This window comes from Variovorax paradoxus (genome assembly GCF_009755665.1).
In the GTDB taxonomy this organism is placed as follows: Bacteria; Pseudomonadota; Gammaproteobacteria; order Burkholderiales; family Burkholderiaceae_C; genus Variovorax; species Variovorax paradoxus_G.
Genome location: NZ_CP046622.1, coordinates 5,555,118 through 5,574,400, shown reverse-complemented (window position 1 = coordinate 5,574,400; position 19,283 = coordinate 5,555,118). Strand labels below are relative to the sequence as shown.

Sequence of the window (19,283 nt, the reverse complement as noted above, 5' to 3'; positions counted from 1 at the left end):
GGGTGCTTGAAAAAGTGGTGCGTCCCTCGTCCATTTTTTGGTATATGTATTGTGGATATTCTCTGCTGCAAGGCGGCCCGCATTCTAACTTGTCAAAACCTTATCCACATCCCCCCGGGCACCATGCAAAGGCCCGCAAAGTTACTCGATGTTTGGTGTTGGGCCGAATGTTTGCGATAATTGCGGGTTTCCCTGAAAACCTCATTGCGTCTTTCGGGGGTCATCCGAAAAACGCTCCCAGCGCCCGCCTGCTCGATCTGGCCTTTCAAGGCTTCGTCGGACATCGTGGATATCGGGGGAATCAGCAGGAAATCTCATCATGAAACGCACTTACCAAGCTTCCAAAGTCCGCCGCGCCCGTACCCACGGCTTTCTGGTCCGCATGAAGACCCGTGGCGGCCGCGCCGTCATCAACGCACGCCGCGCCAAGGGCCGCAAGCGCCTGGCCGTCTGACGGCAGTTCCTCTGCCGTTGCCAGCCGCCGACCCGCCAGCGCCAGCTTTCCGAGCCAGTGTTTCTGGCGTGTCTGGCCCGGCTTCCATGCAGCGGCTCAAGACCCGCGCGCAATTCCAGGCCGTCCTCGCAGGTGCCACCGTGGCGCGCACTGCTCATTTCGCATTGCATCGCTGCGCACTCGATTCAACGTCGAGCGCGCAGCCTTTGTTCGCGTCCGACGATGTCTGGCTCGGCGCCATGGTGCCCAAGCGCTGGGCGCGCCGTGCCGTCACGCGCAACGCCATCAAGCGACAGATCTATACCGTGAGCGCCGCGCCCGACGTCGGCCTGCCTCGTGCGGCGCACGTGGTGCGGCTGCGCGCGGCGTTCGACCGCAAGGAATTCGTGAGCGCCAGCTCCGACAAGCTCAAGGCCGCCGTGCGTGCCGAGCTCCAGCAGTTGCTGGCGCGGGCCGCGCGCGCGCCAGCATCCTCGTCATGAAGCGCCTGCTGATCGGCCTCGTGAAGGGCTACCGCCTGTTGCTGAGCCCGTGGCTCGGGCAGTCGTGCCGCTTCGAGCCGACCTGCTCCGTCTATTCGATCGAGGCGCTGGAAGTCCACGGCGCTCTCAAGGGCAGCTATCTCACCCTGCACCGCATCGTGCGCTGCCAGCCCTGGTGCCAGGGCGGGCACGATCCGGTTCCACCGGCATCACAGTGTCGCACTGACAAGTCAGGCTCGCTGTTTTCGTCTCTCCTTTCCTCCGACAAGAAGTCTTCGTCATGAACGATATACGCCGCACGATCCTGTGGGTGATTTTTGGTTTCTCGCTGGTGCTGCTGTGGGACCAATGGCAGGTTTTCAACGGCAACAAGCCCACCTTCCTGCCGTCGACCAAGCCGGCTGCCGTGGCCAGCGCGCCTGCGGGCAGCACGCCGGCGGCCAGCAACGGCGTACCGAGCGCATCCACCGCCGGTGGCAGCGCGGCCGCCGTGCCCACGCAGGCCGCGCCCGCCGCGCCGCGTGAGCGCGTCAACGTGACCACCGACCTCTTCAAGGCGGTGATCGACAGCGAAGGCGCCACGGTCAACTACCTCGAGCTACTCAAGTTCGACGAAGCCGATCGCACCAAGCACGTGGTGCTGTTCGAGAACGATTCGCCCGCTACGCGCTACGTGGCACAAACCGGCCTGCTGAGCCAGACCGGAGAAGCCTTTCCCAATCACTTGACGCCGATGGCGCCGAAGGCCGGGCCGCGCGAAATGGCCGAAGGCCAGAACACGCTCGAAGTGAGCTTCGAAAGCGCCCCCGCGGGCGGCCTCAAGTACGTCAAGACCTATGTCTTCAAGCGCGGTGAATACACCATCGGCGTGCGCCACGAAGTTGTCAACGTGAGCGACCAGCCGCGCGATGCGCAGCTCTACATGCAGCTGCTGCGCCACGGCACGGTGGCGGCTGGCACGATGTTCGGCACCAACACCTTCACCGGTCCAGCCGCCTACACCAACGAGAAGAAGTTCCACAAGCTCGACTTCAAGGACATTGCCAAGGGCAAGGTCGAGCCGCCGCCGCCTGCCAACGACGGCTGGATTGCGATGGTGCAGCATTACTTCGTGTCGGCGTGGCTCCTCAAGGGCGACCCGGCGAGCGAACAGCTCCGGCGCGAATTCCGCGTGAAGGACCTGGGCGACAACCTCTTCACCGTGGCCATGGTGGCCACGCTGCCGAAGATCGCCCCGGGCCAGACCCAGGTGGTCAACAGCGCACTGTTCGCCGGGCCCGAAGAAGAAAAGAAGCTCGAAGCCATTGCACCGGGCCTCGACCTGGTCAAGGACTACGGCATCTTTGCGATCATTTCCAAGCCGCTTTACTGGCTGCTGAACCAGCTGCACGGCATTCTGGGCAACTGGGGCTGGTCCATCGTGGCGCTGGTGGTGCTGCTGAAGGCGGCCTTCTACTGGCTCAACGCCAAGGCCTACGCCAGCATGGCCAAGATGAAGGCCATCAACCCCAAGATCATGGAGATGCGCGAGCGGCTGAAGGACAAGCCGCAGGAAATGCAGCAGGAGATGATGCGCATCTACAAGACCGAGAAGGTCAATCCGATGGGCGGCTGCTTCCCGATCGTTATCCAGATCCCGGTGTTCATCGCGCTTTATTGGGTGCTGCTGTCGTCGGTCGAAATGCGCCACGCGCCATGGATCGGCTGGATCACCGACCTTTCGGCACCCGATCCCTGGTACATCCTGCCGATCGTGATGACGCTGACCTCGCTGTTCCAGACCTGGCTCAACCCGACGCCTCCGGACCCGATGCAGGCCAAGCTGATGTGGATCATGCCGCTCGCATTCAGCGTGATGTTCATCTTCTTCCCGGCCGGCCTGGTGCTGTACTGGATCACCAACAACGTGCTGTCGATTGCGCAGCAGTGGTTCATCAACAAGCGGCTGGGCGTGCTGGGCAAATAAGCCGCGGCAGCTTCCGCCCCTCCGCAAAAGGGCCGCATTCGCGGCCCTTTTGCTTTTGCTGAAAGAATCGCGCTTCCATGACATTCGCCCGCACCACCGATCCCATCGTCGCCCTTGCCACCGCCTCGGGGCGCGGGGCGGTGGGCATCGTGCGCGTTTCGGGCGCGCGGCTCGCGCCGCTGATCGACGCCCTCTGCGGCCGGCCGCTCAAGCCGCGCGAAGCCACCTACTTGCCCTTTCGCGACGCGGCCGGCGAGCCGGTCGACCATGGCCTGGCCATTCACTTTCCCTCGCCGCATTCGTTCACCGGCGAAGACGTGCTCGAGCTGCAGGCGCACGGCGGAACCGTTGTGCTCCAGCTGCTGCTGGCGCGCTGCCTCGAAGCCGCCGCCGCGCCCGATCCGGTCACCGGCCGTCCACGGCTGTCCGGCTTGCGCGTGGCCGAGCCGGGCGAGTTCAGCCAGCGCGCCTTTCTCAACGGCAAGATCGACCTGGCCCAGGCCGAGGCCATTGCAGACCTGATCGACGCCAGCACCGAAGCGGCTGCGCGCAGCGCCGGTCGCTCGCTCTCGGGCGCCTTCTCGCGCGAGATCCACACACTGCGTGACGCGCTGATCCATCTGCGCATGCTGGTCGAGGCGACGCTCGACTTTCCGGAAGAGGAAATCGACTTTCTTCAAAAGGCCGATGCGGCCGGCCAGCTGGCAACATTGCAGGCCCAATTGGCGGCGGTGCAGCAGCGCGCCAGACAGGGCGCGCTGCTGCGCGAGGGCATCAAGGTGGTGATCGCGGGTCAACCCAATGCAGGCAAAAGTTCGCTGCTCAACGCACTCGCCGGCGCCGAACTGGCCATCGTGAGCGCAGTGGCAGGCACAACGCGCGACGTGGTCTCGCAGACCATCCAGATCCACGGTGTGCCGCTGCATGTGGCCGACACCGCGGGCCTGCGCGAGAGCAGCGACGAGGTCGAGCAGATCGGCGTTGCGCGGGCGTGGGGCCAGATCGAGAGCGCCGACGCCGTGCTCTTCCTGCACGACCTGACGCGCTCTAGCCTTGCCGACTACGCCGCCGCCGACGCGGAAATTCTGCGCGGCCTGCGGCAGAAGCTGCCCGCGAGCGTGCCGGTGCTCGATGTGTGGAACAAGCAGGACGCCGCGCCGGCAGCCGCCGTACCCGCCTCGGCCCAAGGCATTGCCCTTTCCGCCAAGACCGGCCTCGGCATCGAAGCGCTACGCGAACAACTGCTCGCGATGGCGGGATGGCAGTCGGTGCCCGAGGGCGTTTACCTCGCTCGCGCGCGCCATGTGCAGGCGCTGGGCCGTGTCCAAACGCACCTGGAGTTGGCTGCAAGCCATTTGGCTGCGCAAGCCCAGTTGCTCGATCTGCTGGCCGAAGAGTTGCGTCTTGCGCAGAACGCACTGAACGAAATCACCGGCGAATTCGGCGCGGACGACCTGCTGGGGGTCATCTTTTCGCGCTTCTGCATCGGCAAATAGCGACAGCCGCAACGAAAAACGTAAAGAGTTGTAGCCGAAACCCGGGGCCTTCGCGGATACTTCGGGACAGATGCGGGGGTTGAGAAAAGCATGTCCATCCAGAACCTGAGCCGCGCCATCGCGGACAACAACAGCAACGACGCCTTTGCGTTGACGCTCAACGTACAGCAGTGGGAAACGCTGGCGGGCTACCTGCAGCCTATCGATACCGGCGTTGGCGACGTTCTCATCGAGCAAGGTACGCACGACCGCTCGGTGTATTTCCTCGAAGGCGGCGCCATCAGTGTGCATCGCGTCAGCAGCAAGGAACAGATGAAGCTGGCCGTGCTCATGCCCGGATCGGTCGTGGGCGAAGGCTCGTTCTTCTCGCGCGAGCCGCATTCGGCCAACGTGGTGGTGACCGGCGCGGGCCGCGTGTGGCGCCTCACGGCCATCCGCTTTGCGGAAATGTCGAACCGCCAACCCAACCTGGCCCTCGAAATCGCCATGGGGCTCGGCGCGGTGATTGCCAAGCGCATGGGGCATCGGTCCAAGCGCGTCGCGGTGACCTGAACATCCATCGGGTCGGTTCCGCAATTCAGGCCCAGACGGCTCTTCAAGCCAGTTTTTGAAATCGTTTTCCCAGAAGTCAGTCGTCATGGCCTTGATCTGTCCGGTGTGCAGCGCGGAGAACCGCGAGGGCGCGAATTTCTGCAGGAGTTGCGGCGGAAAGCTGGCGCCCGCAGCGCCGGCACCAATGGCGCCGCCTCCAGGCCCTGAGAGCCGGTCGGAGCGCGAATGGGCCGCCACGGCGCCCGCACAATTGCGCGCACCCACGATTCCCGGCGGGCTTTTCGATGGCAGCTTGCCGATCGCTTCTCAGACTGCCTACGCGCATGCCGGGTCGCTGGCCGATGAAAAAACCATCATCGTCGGCGCGGGCCGCTCCAAGCGGCCGCCGTCGCCGCCGCGCGAGCCTCGAGTCAAGAAAGCGTCGAGGCCGCGGACTCCGCGCCCTGCCGGCGCGGAGGTGCGCAACAAGCCGCCGCGTGTGCGCGGCATCCTGCTCTGGCTGGTGTTGCTGGCCGTCGGGCTGCTCATGATCATCGCCGGCTGGTACGGCTATGGAAAGGGCGCGCCGGCCGAAAAGGCCGAAGCGGCGTCGACTGCCGCGCCTGTTGCCGCGCCTGCCGTGGCGCCTCTTCCTGCGTCTTCGGCTCCCGAGGCGGCACCGCCGGTGCCCCCGTCCGCGGAGCCATCGGCTGCGGCAGACGCGGCACTCGCCGCTGCGGCCCCGGCCGCGCCCGCCGCTGCCACCCCGAAGCCGCCATCCGCCGCGGCCAAGTCCCGCAAGCCCGTGCCAGCGGCCCCGTCGCAGCCCGGTGTGCCCGAGGCGGCACCGGCAGTGGCCGCCGCGCCCGCGCCGCAGCCTGTGGCGGCGGCGCCCGCCGATCCGCAGTCCATTTGCGGCGACCGCAATTTCATCGCGAAGGCGCAGTGCATGGCTGCGCAGTGCCTCAAGGCCGAATTCAAGCCGCACGCGCAATGCGAGGCGGTGCGCCGTCAGCAGCGGATCGAAGAAGAAAAGCGCAATCCCACGCTGGTGAACTGAGCGGATCCCGAAGGCTGCGGCGGCTCCCGCCAGCGCATTTGCTCAGCCTTTTTGCAGCCGCTCGATGGCGACCGCCAACGCGGCAGGCTTGCCCGACAGCACCAGGGTGTCGCCGTCCGTCAGCACCGTGTCGTCGGTGGGCACCTGCGGCTGACCGTCATGCCGGCGCAGGCCGGCAACGCGCACACCCAGTGTTTCCAGCGCCATCCGCGCCAGCGTCTGGCCGACCGCGCGCGCACCCGGCGTGATCGTGAAGGTGTTGAGCCGCTCATGGTCGAGTTCGTCGGCGTTGTCGTCGTCGGCCCCGTGGAAGTAGCCGCGCAGCAGGTTGTAGCGTGCGTCGCGCTGGTCCTGCACCACGCGGATCACGCGCCGCATCGGCACGCCGACAAGCGCCAGCGCATGGCTCGCAAGCATCAGCGAACCCTCGATGGCCTCGGGCACCACCTCGGTCGCACCGGCCGCCTGCAGCTTTTCCAGGTCGTGGTCGTCCTGGGTGCGCACGATCACCGGCACCTGCGGGGCGTGGGCGCGGGTATTGGCCAGCACCTTCATGGCACCGGGTACATCGAGATAGGTGACGACCACGGCGCTGGCGCGGGCCAGGCCGGCCGCCATGAGCGCCTGCAGCCGGGCCGCATCGCCGAACACCACCGAATCGCCGGCTGCGGCGGCCTGCCGCACGCGGTCGGGGTCGAGGTCCAGCGCCATGTAGGGAATGCCTTCGCGCTCCAGGATGCGCGCCAGGTTCTGGCCGCAGCGCCCGTAGCCGCAGATGATCACGTGCTTGGCGGTGTTGATGGTCTTGCGCGCGATGGAGGTCATCTGCAGCGACTGCTGGAGCCAGTCGCTCGCCACCAGCTTGCGCACGATGGCGTTGGTGTACATCACGATGAAAGGCGTCGCCAGCATCGACAGCACCATCGACGCCAGCACCGGGTTGGCCAGCCACGGCGGCAGCAGGCTGCGCTCCTGCGCGAGCGTCAGCAGCACAAAGCCGAATTCACCCGCCTGCGCCAGGTAGAGGCCGGTGCGCAGCGACACGCCCGAGGTGGCGCCCAGCACCCGCGCCAGCACCGTCACCAGAACCAGCTTGAAGGCCAGCGGGATCAGCAGCAGCACGCCCACCAGCGCCCAGCGGTCTACCACGATGTGCCAGTCGAGCGACATGCCCACCGTGATGAAGAAGAGCCCCAGCAGCACGTCGTGGAACGGGCGGATGTCGGTTTCGACCTGGTGCTTGTACTCGGTTTCGGAAACCAGCATGCCGGCGATGAAGGCGCCCAGCGCCAAGCTCAGGCCGGCCAGTTCGGTGAGCCAGGCCAGGCCGAGCGTGATCAGCAGCACGTTCAGGATGAAAAGCTCCTCGCTGCGCCGCCGTGCCACGAGCGTGAGCCACCAGCGCATGATGCGCGGCCCGCCATAAAGCAGCACGCCGATCAGCAGGATGGCCTTCACCGTTGCGAAGCCGATCGCCTTGGCGAGCGTTTCGGGCGGCGCGCCGAGTGCGGGAATCAACACCAGCAGCGGCACCACCGCCAAGTCCTGGAACAGCAGCACGCCCATCACCCGCTTGCCGTGCTCGCTTTCGAGTTCGAGCCGCTCGGCCATCAGCTTGACCACGATGGCGGTGCTGCTCATGGTGAGCGCGCCCGAGAGGGCCAGCGCCGTCTGCCAACCGAGCCGCCAGGCCGGCGGGAGCTGCGAGGCGATCAAGAGCGCGCCGGCGGTGGCGAGGGTCATCGTCAGCAGCACCTGCAGCAGGCCGAGGCCGAACACGTGCTTGCGCATGGCGCGCAGCTTGGGCAGGCTGAACTCCAGCCCGATGACGAACATCAGGAACACCACGCCGAACTCGCCCAGGTGGCGGATGGCTTCGGAGTTCTGCGCCAATGCCAATGCATGCGGGCCGATCAGCACGCCGGCCGACAGATAGCCGAGCATCGGCGGCAGCTTCAGCGAGCGGCAGACCACGACGCCGATGACCGCGGCAAGCAAATACAACAGCGTGAGATCGAACGAAGACATGGCTGGATGCTAGAGCAATGTCCATGCCCCGCACGCACCGCTTTCACCCGATGACGGCAGATGCCGGCCGGCCCGTAAAATCCGGCGATGAGTTCAGCTCCCCTGCCCCCCGTGGTCGACGCCGACGCCATCCTCGCGCGGGCCCGTGCCACCTTCGACATCGAGTCCGATGCCGTACTCGGCCTCAAGTCGCGCGTGGGTCCGAGCTTCGTGGAGGCCGTGCGCAAGGTCCTCGAAGTGCGCGGCCGCGTGGTCGTGATGGGCATGGGCAAGAGCGGCCACGTCGGCCGCAAGATCGCCGCCACCCTGGCCTCCACCGGCACGCCGGCCATGTTCGTCCACCCGGCCGAGGCCAGCCACGGCGATCTCGGCATGATCAAGTCGGTCGACCTGGTGCTGGCCATTTCGAACAGCGGCGAGGTCGACGAGCTCACCGTGATCCTGCCCGTGGTCAAGCGCCAGGGCGTGCCCCTCATCGCCATGACCGGCCGCACCGATTCCACCCTGGCGCGGCATGCCGACATCGTGATCGATGCTGGCGTTGCCAAGGAAGCCTGCCCGCTCAACCTGGCCCCCACCGCAAGCACCACCGCCCAGATGGCGATGGGCGACGCGCTGGCGGTGGCGCTGCTCGACGCGCGCGGCTTTGGCTCCGAAGACTTCGCGCGCTCGCACCCCGGCGGTGCACTGGGCCGCAAGCTGCTCACCCATGTGAGCGACGTGATGCGCTCGGGCGACGACGTGCCGCGCGTGGCACCCACCGCAACGCTCAGCGAATTGATGCGCGAGATGAGCTCCAAGGGCTTGGGCGCCACGGCGGTGGTCGACGCCGACGGCCGGGCCATCGGCATCTTCACCGACGGCGACCTGCGCCGGCAGGTGGAGACCGGCGGCGACCTGCGCGGCCTGACCGCCGCCGATGTGATGCACCCCGGCCCCCGCACGCTGCGCGCCGAGGCGCTGGCGGTCGAGGCGGCCGAGCTGATGGAAGAACACCGCATCACCAGCGTGCTCATCGTCGACCCCGCGGGGCATTTGATCGGCGCGCTCAGCATCAACGACCTGATGCGCGCGAAGGTCATCTGATGCCGCTCGACTTCCAGGCCGAAACCTTGCTCGCCGCGCAGGATGTGCGGGTGGCCTTCTTCGACATCGACGGCGTGCTGACCGACGGCGGCGTCTACTTCACCGAGCACGGCGAAACCCTCAAGCGCTTCAGCATTCTCGACGGCTACGGGCTCAAGCTGCTTCGCTTGGCCGGCATCACGCCGGCGGTGATCACCGGGCGCGATTCCAAGCCGCTGCGCGTGCGGCTCGAGGCGCTCGGCATCCAGCATGTGCGCTATGGCACCGAAGACAAGCTGCCCGCGGCCGAAGCCATGCTCGAACAGCTGGGCTTCGGTTGGCACCAGGCCGCGGCCATCGGCGACGACTGGCCCGACCTGCCGGTGCTGGCGCGCGCCGGTTTTGCAGCGGCGCCGGCCAACGCGCACGTGGAAGTGCGCGACGCCGTCAACTACGTCACCCGCGCACGCGGCGGCGAAGGCGCGGCGCGCGAGTTCTGCGACGTGCTGCTGACGGCCTGCGGCCAGTACAGGCGCCTGCTCGACGCGGCACGAGGTCCCACGCAATGAGCCGCGCCTGGAACCTGCTGCGCAACGGCGTCGATCGCGCCACGATCTACCTGCCCATCATCCTGACGGCAGCCGTGGCGCTCGGCACCTACTGGCTGGTGCGCAACGCGCCCAAGCTGCTTGAGCCCACGGTCAAGGCGGCGCCCACCCACGAGCCCGACTATTTCATGCGCGGCTTCGTCATCAAGAACTACCTGCCCAACGGCGACTTGCGCAGCGAACTCCACGGCAAGGAAGGCCGGCACTACCCCGACACCGACACCACCGAAGTCGACGACGTGCGGGTGCGCTCCGTCTCGCCGCAGGGCTACACGACCCATGCCACGGCCAATCGGGGTCTGTCGAATTCCGACGGCAGCGAGATCCAGCTCTTCGGCAATGCCATCGTGATTCGCGATCCGGTCGTCGGCCCCAACGGCAAGGCCACGCCGCGCCTCGAGTTCCGCGGCGACTTCCTGCACGCGTTCCTCGACACCGAACGCGTGACCTCGAACAAGCCCGTCACGCTCATTCGCGGCACTGACCAGTTCACTGCCGACAACCTCGACTACGACAACCTGAGCGGGGTCGCCAACCTGACCGGGCGGGTGCGCGGCGTCCTGATTCCGTCGGGGGCCGCCTCCGGCGGCAAGCCGCGCTGAAGAAAAAATCACCCGGAAGCCGCCCGCACCCATGAGTACGTCCCCGCTGGTTTTCATCACCGGTGCATCGAGCGGCATCGGCCAGGCCCTGGCCGCCCGCTTCCACGAAGCCGGCTACCGGCTGGCCCTGGTGGCACGGCGCACGGCGGAAATCGAAACCTGGGCGAACGCCCGCAATCTCGATCCAGCCAGCTACCAGATCTATAGCGCGGATGTGGCGCAGACCGACAGCATCCTGGCCGCCGGCGCCGCCTGCATCGAGCGCCAGGGCTTGCCCGATGTGGTCATTGCCAACGCCGGCATCAGCGTGGGCATCGACACCACCGAGCGGGAAGACATCGACGTGATGGCGCGGACCTTTGCCACCAACAACGTTGGCCTGATGGCCACCTTTCATCCCTTTGTGGCGGCAATGAGGCAGCGCGGCAGCGGCCGACTGGTCGGCATTGCGAGCGTTGCGGCCATTCGCGGCTTGCCGGGGCATGGCGCCTATTGCGCCAGCAAGGCAGGCGTGGTCGCGTACTGCGAGAGCTTGCGCGGCGAGCTGCATAACAGCGGCGTCAAGGTCGTCACCCTCTGCCCCGGCTACATCGACACGCCGCTGACCCAGGGCAACCGCTACGGCATGCCCTTTCTCATGAGGGCCGAAGATTTTGCGGACCAGGCGCTGCGCGCCATCGAGGCCGGCACCAGCTACCGCGTGATTCCCTGGCAAATGGGCGTTATCGCCAAGCTCATGCGCATGCTGCCGAACGCCCTGCTCGACCGGGCCGTGCAAGGCAGGGCCCGCAAGAAGCGCAGCGGCGAAAGCTGAACCGCCCGGACTATTGCCGGGTGCGCGAGCGGATTCTTCGCGAGCACCAAAGGAAAAGGCTCCCTCGGGAGCCTTTTGTCTGTGTGCCTGGGGTGCAGGGCTTAGTAGCCGCTATTTCCGCCGCCGTAGCCGCCGCCACCACCACCGCCGGAGCGGCCACCGCCGCCGCCACGCGGACCGGCGCCGTAGGGGCTGCGGAAACCGCCATCGCCACCACCACCGCCGCCGCCACCACTGCGGCCACCGCCACCGCCGTAACCGCCGCCACCGCCGGAACGGCCACCACCGCCGCTGCGATCGCCGCCGCCACCACCGTAGCCGCCGCCACCACCGCCGCCGTAGCCGCCACCACCACCGCCGCCATAACCCCCACCGCCGCCGCCGTAGCCGCCGCCACCGCTGCGGGGAGGACGTGCTTCCATTGGGCGTGCTTCATTGACGACGACGCTGCGGCCGCCCAGGGGCTGGCCGTTCATGCCGTTGATTGCGGCTTGTGCTTCCGCGTCGCTGCCCATCTCGACGAAGCCGAAGCCCTTCGAGCGGCCCGTGTCGCGTTCCATCATGACCTTGGCGCTGGTCACCGAGCCGAATTGTCCGAAAGCCTGTTCGAGATCACCGTCGCGCACCGAGTAAGGCAGGTTGCCGACATACAGTTTGTTGCCCATCAAGGGACTCCTATAAACACATAGCAAGAAAAGCGATGGAGTCCCGAAAGCATCACTCAACCAAGAGCTGTCGAGTCGCGCGAAACTGACCGATCACCGAACTGCCGCCCCGGCAAAACGAAGAGGGAGGCTCGTGCATTATGGGTGAAATACACAAAATGCAAGCAGGAATTTGCCGCTTCCTGTAGGGCCTCCAAAAATTAAAAGAAGCTAGCGCCCGCTTACAAGAATGGCGCCGGGGAGGCCGAAAAGCCGCAGGTAGAATCCGCTCCGTCATTGGGGAGTAGCCGCCTTCCATCGCGAGAAGGGCCCGCGTCAACAGACTTGTCCTGCCCCACACGGGACATGGCGCGTGCAGTGATTCACCTGGCGAGACCTTTGACCGTGCAACTTCGGGAATATGGCCGAAGGTGTTGCACGGTCAATTGCGTCCTTCGGCCCAAGGAACCCCTGCTCTCATGGAAGCTTTTCTCGTTGCAACCGGCGTGGTCGCGCTCGCCGAAATGGGCGACAAGACCCAGTTGCTGGCCCTCCTGCTTGCCGCCCGCTTCAGAAAACCCTGGCCGATCGTGCTCGGGATCTTCGTCGCCACCGTGGTCAACCACGCTCTGGCCGGCGCCGTCGGCAACTGGATCACGCACTGGCTCGGCCCGGATGTGCTGCGCTGGATCCTGGGGGGCTCGTTCATCGCCATGGCCGCCTGGATGCTGATTCCGGACAAGCTCGACGCGGAAGACGCGCCCGCCGCCTCGCACTACGGCGTCTTCGGCACCACGCTCATCGCGTTCTTCCTGGCCGAGATGGGCGACAAGACCCAGATCGCCACCGTCATGCTCGCCGCACGGTTCACCGACGCCTACATCTGGGTGGTCACGGGCACCACGCTCGGCATGATGCTGGCCAATGCGCCCGTGGTCTGGCTGGGCGACAAGCTGGTGAAGCGGGTGCCGATCACGCTCGTGCATGGCATCTCGGCGGCGATCTTCCTCGTGCTTGGCATCGTGATGATCGTCGGCTGGTAATTCGGCGGAGCGATATACTGCCGGCTGCGCCGATTTGCTTCAGCTTGCGGGCGCTTTATAAATTCAGCTAAAGACAGTCCGTTGGCGAACAACCCGGCTCGTTTTTGGCGAGGCCGGGTTTTTTCATTGATGTCGTCAACTTCTTTGGTCGTCTCTGCGCAGTCGATGCAGTTCGCGGGCCCGCTGGCCTTGCGCAGCGGCGCCTCGCTCGGCAGCTACACGCTCGCCTACGAAACCTACGGCACCCTGAACGCCGACCGCAGCAATGCGGTGCTGGTGTGCCATGCGCTCAATGCCTCGCACCATGTCGCGGGCGTCTATGAAGGCCAGGCCAGGTCCGAAGGCTGGTGGGACAACATGGTCGGCCCAGGCAAGCCGGTCGACACCAACCGCTTCTTCGTGATCGGCGTGAACAACCTCGGCTCCTGCTTCGGCTCGACCGGCCCGATGCACACCAACCCCGCCACGGGGCGCATCTACGGCGCCGACTTTCCGGTGGTCACGGTCGAGGACTGGGTCGATGCCCAGGCCGCGCTGCTCGACGCGCTCGGCATCCGCACGCTCGCCGCCGTGATGGGCGGCAGCCTCGGCGGCATGCAGGCGCTGTCATGGACGCTGCAGTACCCCGACCGCGTGCGCCATGCCGTGGTGGTGGCCAGTGCGCCCAACCTCACGGCCGAGAACATTGCCTTCAACGAAGTCGCGCGCCGCGCCATCGTGACCGACCCCGACTTTCACGGCGGCCATTTTTACGAACACGGCGTGGTTCCCAAGCGGGGCCTGCGCATTGCGCGGATGATCGGCCACATCACCTACCTGAGCGACGACGTCATGAACGAGAAGTTCGGACGCATCCTGCGCAGCGCGGTCGAAGGCGATACGGCGGCGCTGGACTACCGCTATTCCACTCAGGAAATCGAGTTCCAGATCGAAAGCTACTTGCGCTACCAGGGCGACAAGTTCAGCGAGTACTTCGACGCCAACACCTACCTCCTGATCACGCGCGCGCTCGACTACTTCGATCCGGCACGCGCGCACGGCGGGAACCTCAGCGCTGCGCTTGCGAAGGCCACCGCCAAGTTTTTGCTCGTGAGCTTCAAGACCGACTGGCGCTTCTCGCCCGCGCGCAGCCGCGAACTGGTGAAGGCGCTGCTCGACAACCGCCGCAACGTGAGCTACGCCGAGATCGACGCGCCGCACGGGCACGACGCGTTCCTGCTCGACGATGTGCGCTACATGGGCGTGGTGCGGTCCTATTTCGAGCGCGTGGCTCTCGAGACCGAGGCCGAAGGGAGTACTGCCCAATGAGCGATCTCGAAACCCAACGCCTCATCGCCGACCTCGTGCCTGAGGGCGCGCGCGTGCTCGACCTCGGCTGCGGCGACGGCGCCCTGCTCGACCTGCTGCAGCGCGAGCGCGGCTGCACCGGCTACGGCGTGGAAATTGCCGACGGCAACGTGCTGCAGTGCATTCGCCGCGGCGTCGACGTGATCCAGCTGAACCTCGACGAAGGCCTGGCGGTGTTCGACGACGCCACCTTCGACGTGGTGCTTCAGATCGACACGCTGCAGCACCTGCGCAATGCCGAGGTCATGCTGCGAGAAACCGCGCGCGTGGGCCGCATCGGCATCGTCGCGTTTCCCAACTTTGCCCACTGGCCGAACCGCATCAGCATTGCGCGCGGCCGCATGCCGGTGACGCGCCGCCTGCCCTACCAGTGGTACGACACGCCCAACATCCGGGTCGGCACCTTCAAGGACTTTGAAGTGCTCGCGCAAAAGAACAGCCTGCGCGTGCTCGATGCCTTCGGCGTGCAGGGCGGCCGCAGCGTGCGCTGGCTGCCCAACGCGCGCGCGGGCACGGCGGTGTTCAAGTTCGAGCGGGAGCGCTGAGCGTTTTCGCGCCCCCACAAAAGCGGACACGGCGGCCCCATGAGCTTCACGCTCTCGCAACCGGCGCACAGCGACCTGCTGGTCAAGAAGAGCCGCTTCATCGGTTGCGTGCAGCCTGTGGCCGACCGCGCCGCTGCACTGGCCATCGTGGCAGCTCTGCGTAACGAACACCCCGCCGCCGCGCACGTCTGCTGGGCATTGATGGCCGGCGGCCAATCGGCGGCCAACGATGACGGGGAGCCGGGCGGCACGGCCGGCCGGCCGATGCTCGAGGTGCTGCGGCATCAGCAGCTCGAAGGCGTGCTCGCCACCGTGGTCCGCTACTTCGGCGGCATCAAGCTGGGCGCGGGCGGGCTCGTGCGGGCCTACACCGATGCGGTTGCGCAGGCTTGCGTTGGCGCAACGCTGGTGCCGCTGGTGCGCCAGCGGTTGCTGCAATGCACCGTGCCCTATGCGCTGGAAGGGCTCGTGCGGCGCGAGATTGCAGATGTGAGCGGCGCTTCGATCATGGAGGTGCGGCACGGCGACGCGGTGGAATTCGCATTCACGCTGCCCGAGCCCGACGCCGACGCCTTCATCGCCCGCCTCGACGATGCTGCGCAAGGGCGCGCCGTCTGGCCGCGGGCGTAAGCCGCCGCGCGGGCACCGCGGGCACCGCGGGGGCCGGGGGCGCCGTCATCGCCAGCACGCCGCGCGGCGCGAGCACCACGGGGGCCTCATCGTCGCCCGGGCCGCGGCGCGCCATCTCGGCGGTGACGATGCCGGTGGGCACCGCCAGCACGCCCCAGCCCACCAGCATCATCACGGATGCAATGGCGCGGCCGAGATCGGTCTTGGGCACCAGGTCGCCGAAGCCCACCGTGGCCATGGTCGAGATCGCCCAGTAGATCGCCACCGGAATACTGGTGAAGCCGTGCACCGGGCCTTCCACGACGTACATCAGCGTGCCCATCACCAGCACCACGAGCATCACGAAGCCGACGAACACCGTGATCTTCCGGCGGCTTGCGGCCACGGCGGACACCAGCGCGCGGTATTCCACGGAGTAGCGCGACAGCTTGAAGATGCGGAACACGCGCAAAAGCCGCAGCACGCGCACATCGATGAGGTAGGCGAGCTCGGGCGCGAAAGCCACCAGGTAGGTTGGCAGCAGCGCCAGGAGGTCGATCACGCCGTAGAAGCTCAGCGCGTAGCGCATCGGCTTGTTCACGCAGGCGAGCCGCGCGATGTATTCGAGCGTGAAGAGAATGGTGAAGCCCCATTCGAATGCATTGAACAGAGGCCGCCACTGGTCGCGGATCGACTGCACGCTGTCGAGAATTACAACGAGCACGCTGGTCACGATGACGGCGATCAATGCCAGATCGAAAAGCAGGCCGGCACGCGTGTCGGCCTCGAAGATCACGGTGAACAAGCGCCGCCGCCAGCCGCTCGCCGGCTTGTCGAAGCGCGCGTCGATGGTCGAGGAGATTGCCAGGGTCCGGGCAGCGGGGGCAGTGTTCGATGGAGTCATCTTGCGAACCAGGAGGTCACGGAAAGGGGCATTGTCCAGCCCGGCGGAGATTTATTCAGTTACGTTTCTTGCGCAATGAAGTGCGGCAGGCCATGGAGTGGTTCTTACGATAGCCCCTTTGTTGAGGAGCTCCCCTTTGGCTACACAGTCCCCATTTTTCGGCAAGCGTGATCGTGACACCGACTCGTTGACCTCCCGCCCCGCGCCGCTGGTGGGCTCGGGCACCAATCTCTCGGGTTCGCCCGTCAACCCTTCTTCCCTCACCGCACAGCAAGGCGGCCTGGCTCCGGCGGCCGCTCCCGCCGCCAAGGAAGGCGGCAGCAAGCTTACCGTCGGCCCCAACATCAAGCTCAAGGGCGTCGAGATCACCGATTGCGACACGCTCGTGGTCGAAGGCCTGGTTGAAGCGACCATGGACTCGCGCCTGATGCAGATCGCCGAACAGGGTGAATTCAAGGGCTCGGCCGAAATCGACATCGCCGAAATCCGTGGCGTTTTCGACGGCAGCCTCACGGTGCGCGAAAAGCTCGTGATCCATTCGACCGGCAAGGTCACCGGCAAGATCCGCTACGGCAAGATCGTGATCGAAGAAGGCGGCCAGCTCTCGGGCGAGATCAGCTTCGGCGCCAAGCAGTCGCTGCAAGCGGCCGCCTGATCCGCTCCTAGGCCGCCTCTTCGGGCGGCTTCCAACCCAGGCGCTCCAGCAAGGCACCGGCCGCGGCCGGTGCTTTTTCTTTGGCGCCGTTGATGAAGTAGACGAACACGTCCCGCTTCTTCGGCGCTTCGGCCCATTGCCGAGCGCGTTCGGCCCAGCCGTCGAGCGCTTTCGGCGCATAGCCGGTCTTGAGCTTGGCATCGGCCATCATGAGCCGCGCATAGGCAAAGTCGCCCTCGGGCTCCTCGAACGACGGAAACTTGTCGGCGTCGGTGAACACGGTCGACACCTTGTACTTCTTCGCGAGCGCCCGGTAGGCGGGGTTGATGAAGCTCTCATGCCGCACGTCCATCACGTGACGTAGTGCGCGGCTGCCTTCTTTCTTAGGCAGCAGCTCCAGAAAGGCCTCGAAGTCTTCGGCATCGAACTGTTTGGTGGGCATGAACTGCCACACGATCGGCCCGAGCTTCTCGCCTAGCTCGCTCACGCCGCTGTCGATGAAGCGCTGGATCGAGTCTCCCGCGGTGGCAAGCACCTTGCGGTTGGTCGAAAAGCGCGAGGCTTTCATGGAGAACATGAAGTCGTCGGGCACCTCGTCGTGCCACTTGCGGAAAGTCTCGGGCTTGAAGGTGCTGTAGTAGGTGCCGTTGATCTCGATGGCGCTGACCTTGCGGCTCGCATAGCGCAGCTCCTTTGCGTGCGCGAGCCCCTTGGGATAGAAGTTGTCGCGCCAGGGCTCGTAGGTCCAGCCGCCGATGCCCACCTTGATATTGGCCTGAGTCCGAGTCGATGTTGCCTTGCTCACATTGCGCTCCGGGTTGAGATCGCCGCACTCTACGCGGGGTCGCGGCGAGGCGCAAAATGCGATTTTTCGTCACCCCCGCGGAGAACCCACCGATGAACGCCCCCCTGCACCGCGAAATGCCCGCCGGAACGCTCGACGCCGAGCGCGCCCTCTCCGATGTCACCGCCCAATGGGACGGCGACATCGTCAGGCAACTCACCGACTACATCGCCATTCCCGCCAAGTCGCCGGGCTTCGACAAGGACTGGTCGGCCAACGGCTACCTGGAAACGGTGCTGCGCAACGCCGCCGCCTGGGTCGAGGCGCAGAAGGTCGAAGGCCTGAAGCTGGAAATAGTGCGGCTCGAAGGCCGTACGCCGGTGCTGTTCTTCGAAGTGCCGGCCACCGGCACCGACATGAGCGAGACCGTGCTGATGTACGGCCACCTCGACAAGCAACCCGAATTCACCGGCTGGCGCAACGACCTCGGCCCCTGGACGCCCAAGTACGAGAACGGCCTGCTCTATGGCCGCGGCGGCGCCGACGACGGCTATGCGGTCTACGCGAGCGTGGCGGCGCTTCAGGCGCTCAAGAACCAGGGCGCGGCCCATCCACGCATCGTCGGGATCATCGAGACCTGCGAGGAAAGCGGCTCCTACGACCTGCTGCCGTACGTCGATGCGCTGCGCCCGCGGCTGGGCAATGTGGAACTGGTGATCTGCCTCGACTCCGGCGCCGGCAACTACGACCAGCTGTGGCTCACCACGTCGCTGCGCGGCATGGCCAGCGGCACGCTCAAGGTGGAGGTGCTGACCGAGGGCATTCACTCCGGCGACGCGTCGGGCCTGGTGCCGTCGAGCTTCCGCATCATGCGGCAGGTGCTCGACCGGCTCGAAGACAGCGCTACCGGGCGCCTGCTGCCCGCGAGCTTCCATTGCGAAGTGCCGGCCGACCGCCTGGCGCAGGCCAAGGCCACCGCCGCGATCCTCGGCGAAGAGGTCTACAAGCGCTTTCCGTGGGCGCACTACGACTGCGGCGGCTCGACCATGTTCGCGCTGCCGACCACCACCGACCCGGTGGAGGCGCTGCTCAACCGCACCTGGAAGCCCACGCTGTCGGTCACCGGCGCCGAAGGCTTTCCGGCGCTGAAGGACGCGGGCAACGTGCTGCGCCCCTATACGGCGTTCAAGCTCTCGCTGCGCCTGCCGCCGCTGGTCGACGCGGCCGAGGCGGTGCAGAAGCTGAAGGCGCTGCTCGAGGACAACGCGCCCTACCAGGCGCGTGTCACGTTCGAAAGCGGCGGCGGCGCCACCGGCTGGAACGCGCCGACGATCACCCCCTGGTTCGAAGACGCGCTCAACAAGGCTTCGCAGGCGCACTTCGGTGCATCGTGCGGCTACATCGGCCAGGGCGGCACCATTCCGCTGATGAACATGCTGAGCGCAGGTTTTCCCAAGGCGCAGATGATGGTCTGCGGCGTGCTCGGCCCGAAGAGCAATGCGCATGGCCCCAACGAGTTCCTGCATGTGCCCTATGCCAAGAAGCTGACGGCCGCCGTGGCTGAAGTGATCGCGGCTTTGCCGGCTGCGCACCGCACCGCCGCCGCGGAGCCGGTTGCCGCTTGAGCGGACCTGCGGCGGGGCGCG

The 19,283-nt window shown here is 66.3% G+C and carries 21 protein-coding genes, 1 pseudogene and 1 riboswitch; of the genes and pseudogenes, 18 read left to right on the top strand and 4 right to left on the bottom strand.

The features are described 5' to 3' along the window. The first annotated feature begins 319 nt into the window (after positions 1 to 319). From rpmH to GOQ09_RS26020, 8 genes and pseudogenes are all read left to right on the top strand, one after another. Positions 320 to 454: a 50S ribosomal protein L34 gene (gene rpmH, locus GOQ09_RS26050; protein WP_007834827.1), complete on the top strand. Its 135-nt coding sequence runs from the start codon at positions 320 to 322 to the stop codon at positions 452 to 454. A gap of 86 nt (positions 455 to 540) precedes the next feature. Continuing rightward, positions 541 to 936, top strand: a complete 396-nt coding sequence (locus GOQ09_RS26045; protein WP_157616524.1) for a ribonuclease P protein component — start codon at positions 541 to 543, stop codon at positions 934 to 936. Beyond that, the gene (gene yidD / locus GOQ09_RS26040) at positions 933 to 1,220 is read left to right on the top strand and encodes a membrane protein insertion efficiency factor YidD (protein ID WP_157616523.1); all 288 of its coding nucleotides are present in this window, start codon (positions 933 to 935) and stop codon (positions 1,218 to 1,220) included. Before GOQ09_RS26045 ends, yidD begins: the two co-directional genes overlap by 4 nt. Further along, on the top strand, positions 1,217 to 2,902 hold the full coding sequence (gene yidC, locus GOQ09_RS26035; RefSeq protein ID WP_157616522.1) for a membrane protein insertase YidC: 1,686 nt from the start codon (positions 1,217 to 1,219) through the stop codon (positions 2,900 to 2,902). Before yidD ends, yidC begins: the two co-directional genes overlap by 4 nt. Before the next feature lie 77 nt (positions 2,903 to 2,979). After that, complete coding sequence (gene mnmE / locus GOQ09_RS26030; protein ID WP_157616521.1) at positions 2,980 to 4,398, top strand: tRNA uridine-5-carboxymethylaminomethyl(34) synthesis GTPase MnmE; 1,419 nt, start codon at positions 2,980 to 2,982, stop codon at positions 4,396 to 4,398. A 90-nt stretch (positions 4,399 to 4,488) separates the two neighbouring features. Further along, positions 4,489 to 4,950, top strand: a complete 462-nt coding sequence (locus GOQ09_RS26025; RefSeq protein ID WP_126749319.1) for a Crp/Fnr family transcriptional regulator — start codon at positions 4,489 to 4,491, stop codon at positions 4,948 to 4,950. Positions 4,951 to 5,035: 85 nt separating this feature from the next. After that, positions 5,036 to 5,083: pseudogene (locus GOQ09_RS26645) on the top strand (hypothetical protein); the annotation flags it as partial. A gap of 159 nt (positions 5,084 to 5,242) precedes the next feature. Then, complete coding sequence (locus tag GOQ09_RS26020) at positions 5,243 to 5,989, top strand: hypothetical protein (RefSeq protein WP_242630941.1); 747 nt, start codon at positions 5,243 to 5,245, stop codon at positions 5,987 to 5,989. A gap of 42 nt (positions 5,990 to 6,031) precedes the next feature. On the opposite strand, the gene GOQ09_RS26015 is transcribed toward GOQ09_RS26020, so the two are convergent. After that, positions 6,032 to 8,017, bottom strand: a complete 1,986-nt coding sequence (locus GOQ09_RS26015) for a monovalent cation:proton antiporter family protein (RefSeq protein ID WP_157616519.1) — start codon at positions 8,015 to 8,017, stop codon at positions 6,032 to 6,034. 87 nt (positions 8,018 to 8,104) lie between these two features. Here GOQ09_RS26015 and GOQ09_RS26010 point away from each other — a divergent pair, with 87 nt between their 5' ends. The 4 genes from GOQ09_RS26010 to GOQ09_RS25995 are packed head-to-tail and all read left to right on the top strand — an operon-like array spanning position 8,105 to position 11,106. Further along, a complete protein-coding gene (locus GOQ09_RS26010; RefSeq protein ID WP_157616518.1) occupies positions 8,105 to 9,103 on the top strand; it encodes a KpsF/GutQ family sugar-phosphate isomerase in 999 nt (332 codons plus the stop codon). Next, positions 9,103 to 9,651, top strand: coding sequence for a KdsC family phosphatase (locus GOQ09_RS26005; protein ID WP_157616517.1), 549 nt, complete (start codon positions 9,103 to 9,105; stop codon positions 9,649 to 9,651). The genes GOQ09_RS26010 and GOQ09_RS26005 overlap by 1 nt, the downstream gene beginning before the upstream one ends. Beyond that, a complete protein-coding gene (gene lptC, locus GOQ09_RS26000) occupies positions 9,648 to 10,292 on the top strand; it encodes an LPS export ABC transporter periplasmic protein LptC (RefSeq protein ID WP_157616516.1) in 645 nt (214 codons plus the stop codon). The genes GOQ09_RS26005 and lptC overlap by 4 nt, the downstream gene beginning before the upstream one ends. A gap of 31 nt (positions 10,293 to 10,323) precedes the next feature. After that, a complete protein-coding gene (locus GOQ09_RS25995; protein ID WP_157616515.1) occupies positions 10,324 to 11,106 on the top strand; it encodes an SDR family oxidoreductase in 783 nt (260 codons plus the stop codon). A 101-nt stretch (positions 11,107 to 11,207) separates the two neighbouring features. Here GOQ09_RS25995 and GOQ09_RS26540 read toward each other — a convergent pair whose 3' ends face one another. After that, positions 11,208 to 11,771, bottom strand: coding sequence for an RNA recognition motif domain-containing protein (locus GOQ09_RS26540; protein ID WP_157616514.1), 564 nt, complete (start codon positions 11,769 to 11,771; stop codon positions 11,208 to 11,210). Positions 11,772 to 12,036: 265 nt separating this feature from the next. Continuing rightward, a riboswitch (yybP-ykoY riboswitch) is annotated at positions 12,037 to 12,220 on the top strand. A gap of 9 nt (positions 12,221 to 12,229) precedes the next feature. Between GOQ09_RS26540 and GOQ09_RS25985 the strand changes: the two genes are divergently transcribed. The 4 genes from GOQ09_RS25985 to GOQ09_RS25970 all read left to right on the top strand — a co-directional run bounded on the left by GOQ09_RS25985 (position 12,230) and on the right by GOQ09_RS25970 (position 15,315). Then, the gene (locus tag GOQ09_RS25985) at positions 12,230 to 12,793 is read left to right on the top strand and encodes a TMEM165/GDT1 family protein (RefSeq protein WP_157616513.1); all 564 of its coding nucleotides are present in this window, start codon (positions 12,230 to 12,232) and stop codon (positions 12,791 to 12,793) included. A gap of 129 nt (positions 12,794 to 12,922) precedes the next feature. Next, positions 12,923 to 14,101, top strand: coding sequence for a homoserine O-succinyltransferase MetX (metX, locus tag GOQ09_RS25980; RefSeq protein WP_157616512.1), 1,179 nt, complete (start codon positions 12,923 to 12,925; stop codon positions 14,099 to 14,101). Next, on the top strand, positions 14,098 to 14,685 hold the full coding sequence (metW, locus tag GOQ09_RS25975) for a methionine biosynthesis protein MetW (protein ID WP_157616511.1): 588 nt from the start codon (positions 14,098 to 14,100) through the stop codon (positions 14,683 to 14,685). Before metX ends, metW begins: the two co-directional genes overlap by 4 nt. Before the next feature lie 39 nt (positions 14,686 to 14,724). Further along, positions 14,725 to 15,315, top strand: coding sequence for an IMPACT family protein (locus GOQ09_RS25970; protein WP_157616510.1), 591 nt, complete (start codon positions 14,725 to 14,727; stop codon positions 15,313 to 15,315). On the opposite strand, the gene GOQ09_RS25965 is transcribed toward GOQ09_RS25970, so the two are convergent. After that, positions 15,260 to 16,198, bottom strand: a complete 939-nt coding sequence (locus GOQ09_RS25965; RefSeq protein ID WP_157616509.1) for an ion transporter — start codon at positions 16,196 to 16,198, stop codon at positions 15,260 to 15,262. The genes GOQ09_RS25970 and GOQ09_RS25965 overlap by 56 nt on opposite strands. A 136-nt stretch (positions 16,199 to 16,334) precedes the next feature. Here GOQ09_RS25965 and GOQ09_RS25960 point away from each other — a divergent pair, with 136 nt between their 5' ends. Continuing rightward, entirely contained in the window at positions 16,335 to 16,853 is a 519-nt protein-coding gene (locus GOQ09_RS25960) for a bactofilin family protein (protein ID WP_157616508.1), read from the top strand. A 7-nt stretch (positions 16,854 to 16,860) separates the two neighbouring features. On the opposite strand, the gene GOQ09_RS25955 is transcribed toward GOQ09_RS25960, so the two are convergent. Next, positions 16,861 to 17,658: a DUF72 domain-containing protein gene (locus GOQ09_RS25955; protein ID WP_157616507.1), complete on the bottom strand. Its 798-nt coding sequence runs from the start codon at positions 17,656 to 17,658 to the stop codon at positions 16,861 to 16,863. Positions 17,659 to 17,750: 92 nt separating this feature from the next. Between GOQ09_RS25955 and GOQ09_RS25950 the strand changes: the two genes are divergently transcribed. Further along, positions 17,751 to 19,262, top strand: a complete 1,512-nt coding sequence (locus GOQ09_RS25950) for a M20 family metallopeptidase (protein WP_157616506.1) — start codon at positions 17,751 to 17,753, stop codon at positions 19,260 to 19,262. Positions 19,263 to 19,283 lie beyond the last annotated feature (21 nt).

Excerpts from the sequence above, each read along its gene's own strand:
- rpmH (WP_007834827.1), top strand. The coding sequence starts at position 320 with ATGAAACGCACTTACCAAGCTTCCAAAGTCCGCCGCGCCCGTACCCAC.
- GOQ09_RS26045 (WP_157616524.1), top strand. The coding sequence starts at position 541 with ATGCAGCGGCTCAAGACCCGCGCGCAATTCCAGGCCGTCCTCGCAGGT.
- yidD (WP_157616523.1), top strand. The coding sequence starts at position 933 with ATGAAGCGCCTGCTGATCGGCCTCGTGAAGGGCTACCGCCTGTTGCTG.
- yidC (WP_157616522.1), top strand. The coding sequence starts at position 1,217 with ATGAACGATATACGCCGCACGATCCTGTGGGTGATTTTTGGTTTCTCG.
- mnmE (WP_157616521.1), top strand. The coding sequence starts at position 2,980 with ATGACATTCGCCCGCACCACCGATCCCATCGTCGCCCTTGCCACCGCC.
- GOQ09_RS26025 (WP_126749319.1), top strand. The coding sequence starts at position 4,489 with ATGTCCATCCAGAACCTGAGCCGCGCCATCGCGGACAACAACAGCAAC.
- GOQ09_RS26015 (WP_157616519.1), bottom strand. The coding sequence starts at position 8,017 with ATGTCTTCGTTCGATCTCACGCTGTTGTATTTGCTTGCCGCGGTCATC.
- GOQ09_RS26010 (WP_157616518.1), top strand. The coding sequence starts at position 8,105 with ATGAGTTCAGCTCCCCTGCCCCCCGTGGTCGACGCCGACGCCATCCTC.
- GOQ09_RS26005 (WP_157616517.1), top strand. The coding sequence starts at position 9,103 with ATGCCGCTCGACTTCCAGGCCGAAACCTTGCTCGCCGCGCAGGATGTG.
- lptC (WP_157616516.1), top strand. The coding sequence starts at position 9,648 with ATGAGCCGCGCCTGGAACCTGCTGCGCAACGGCGTCGATCGCGCCACG.
- GOQ09_RS25995 (WP_157616515.1), top strand. The coding sequence starts at position 10,324 with ATGAGTACGTCCCCGCTGGTTTTCATCACCGGTGCATCGAGCGGCATC.
- GOQ09_RS26540 (WP_157616514.1), bottom strand. The coding sequence starts at position 11,771 with ATGGGCAACAAACTGTATGTCGGCAACCTGCCTTACTCGGTGCGCGAC.
- GOQ09_RS25985 (WP_157616513.1), top strand. The coding sequence starts at position 12,230 with ATGGAAGCTTTTCTCGTTGCAACCGGCGTGGTCGCGCTCGCCGAAATG.
- metX (WP_157616512.1), top strand. The coding sequence starts at position 12,923 with ATGTCGTCAACTTCTTTGGTCGTCTCTGCGCAGTCGATGCAGTTCGCG.
- metW (WP_157616511.1), top strand. The coding sequence starts at position 14,098 with ATGAGCGATCTCGAAACCCAACGCCTCATCGCCGACCTCGTGCCTGAG.
- GOQ09_RS25970 (WP_157616510.1), top strand. The coding sequence starts at position 14,725 with ATGAGCTTCACGCTCTCGCAACCGGCGCACAGCGACCTGCTGGTCAAG.
- GOQ09_RS25965 (WP_157616509.1), bottom strand. The coding sequence starts at position 16,198 with ATGACTCCATCGAACACTGCCCCCGCTGCCCGGACCCTGGCAATCTCC.
- GOQ09_RS25950 (WP_157616506.1), top strand. The coding sequence starts at position 17,751 with ATGAACGCCCCCCTGCACCGCGAAATGCCCGCCGGAACGCTCGACGCC.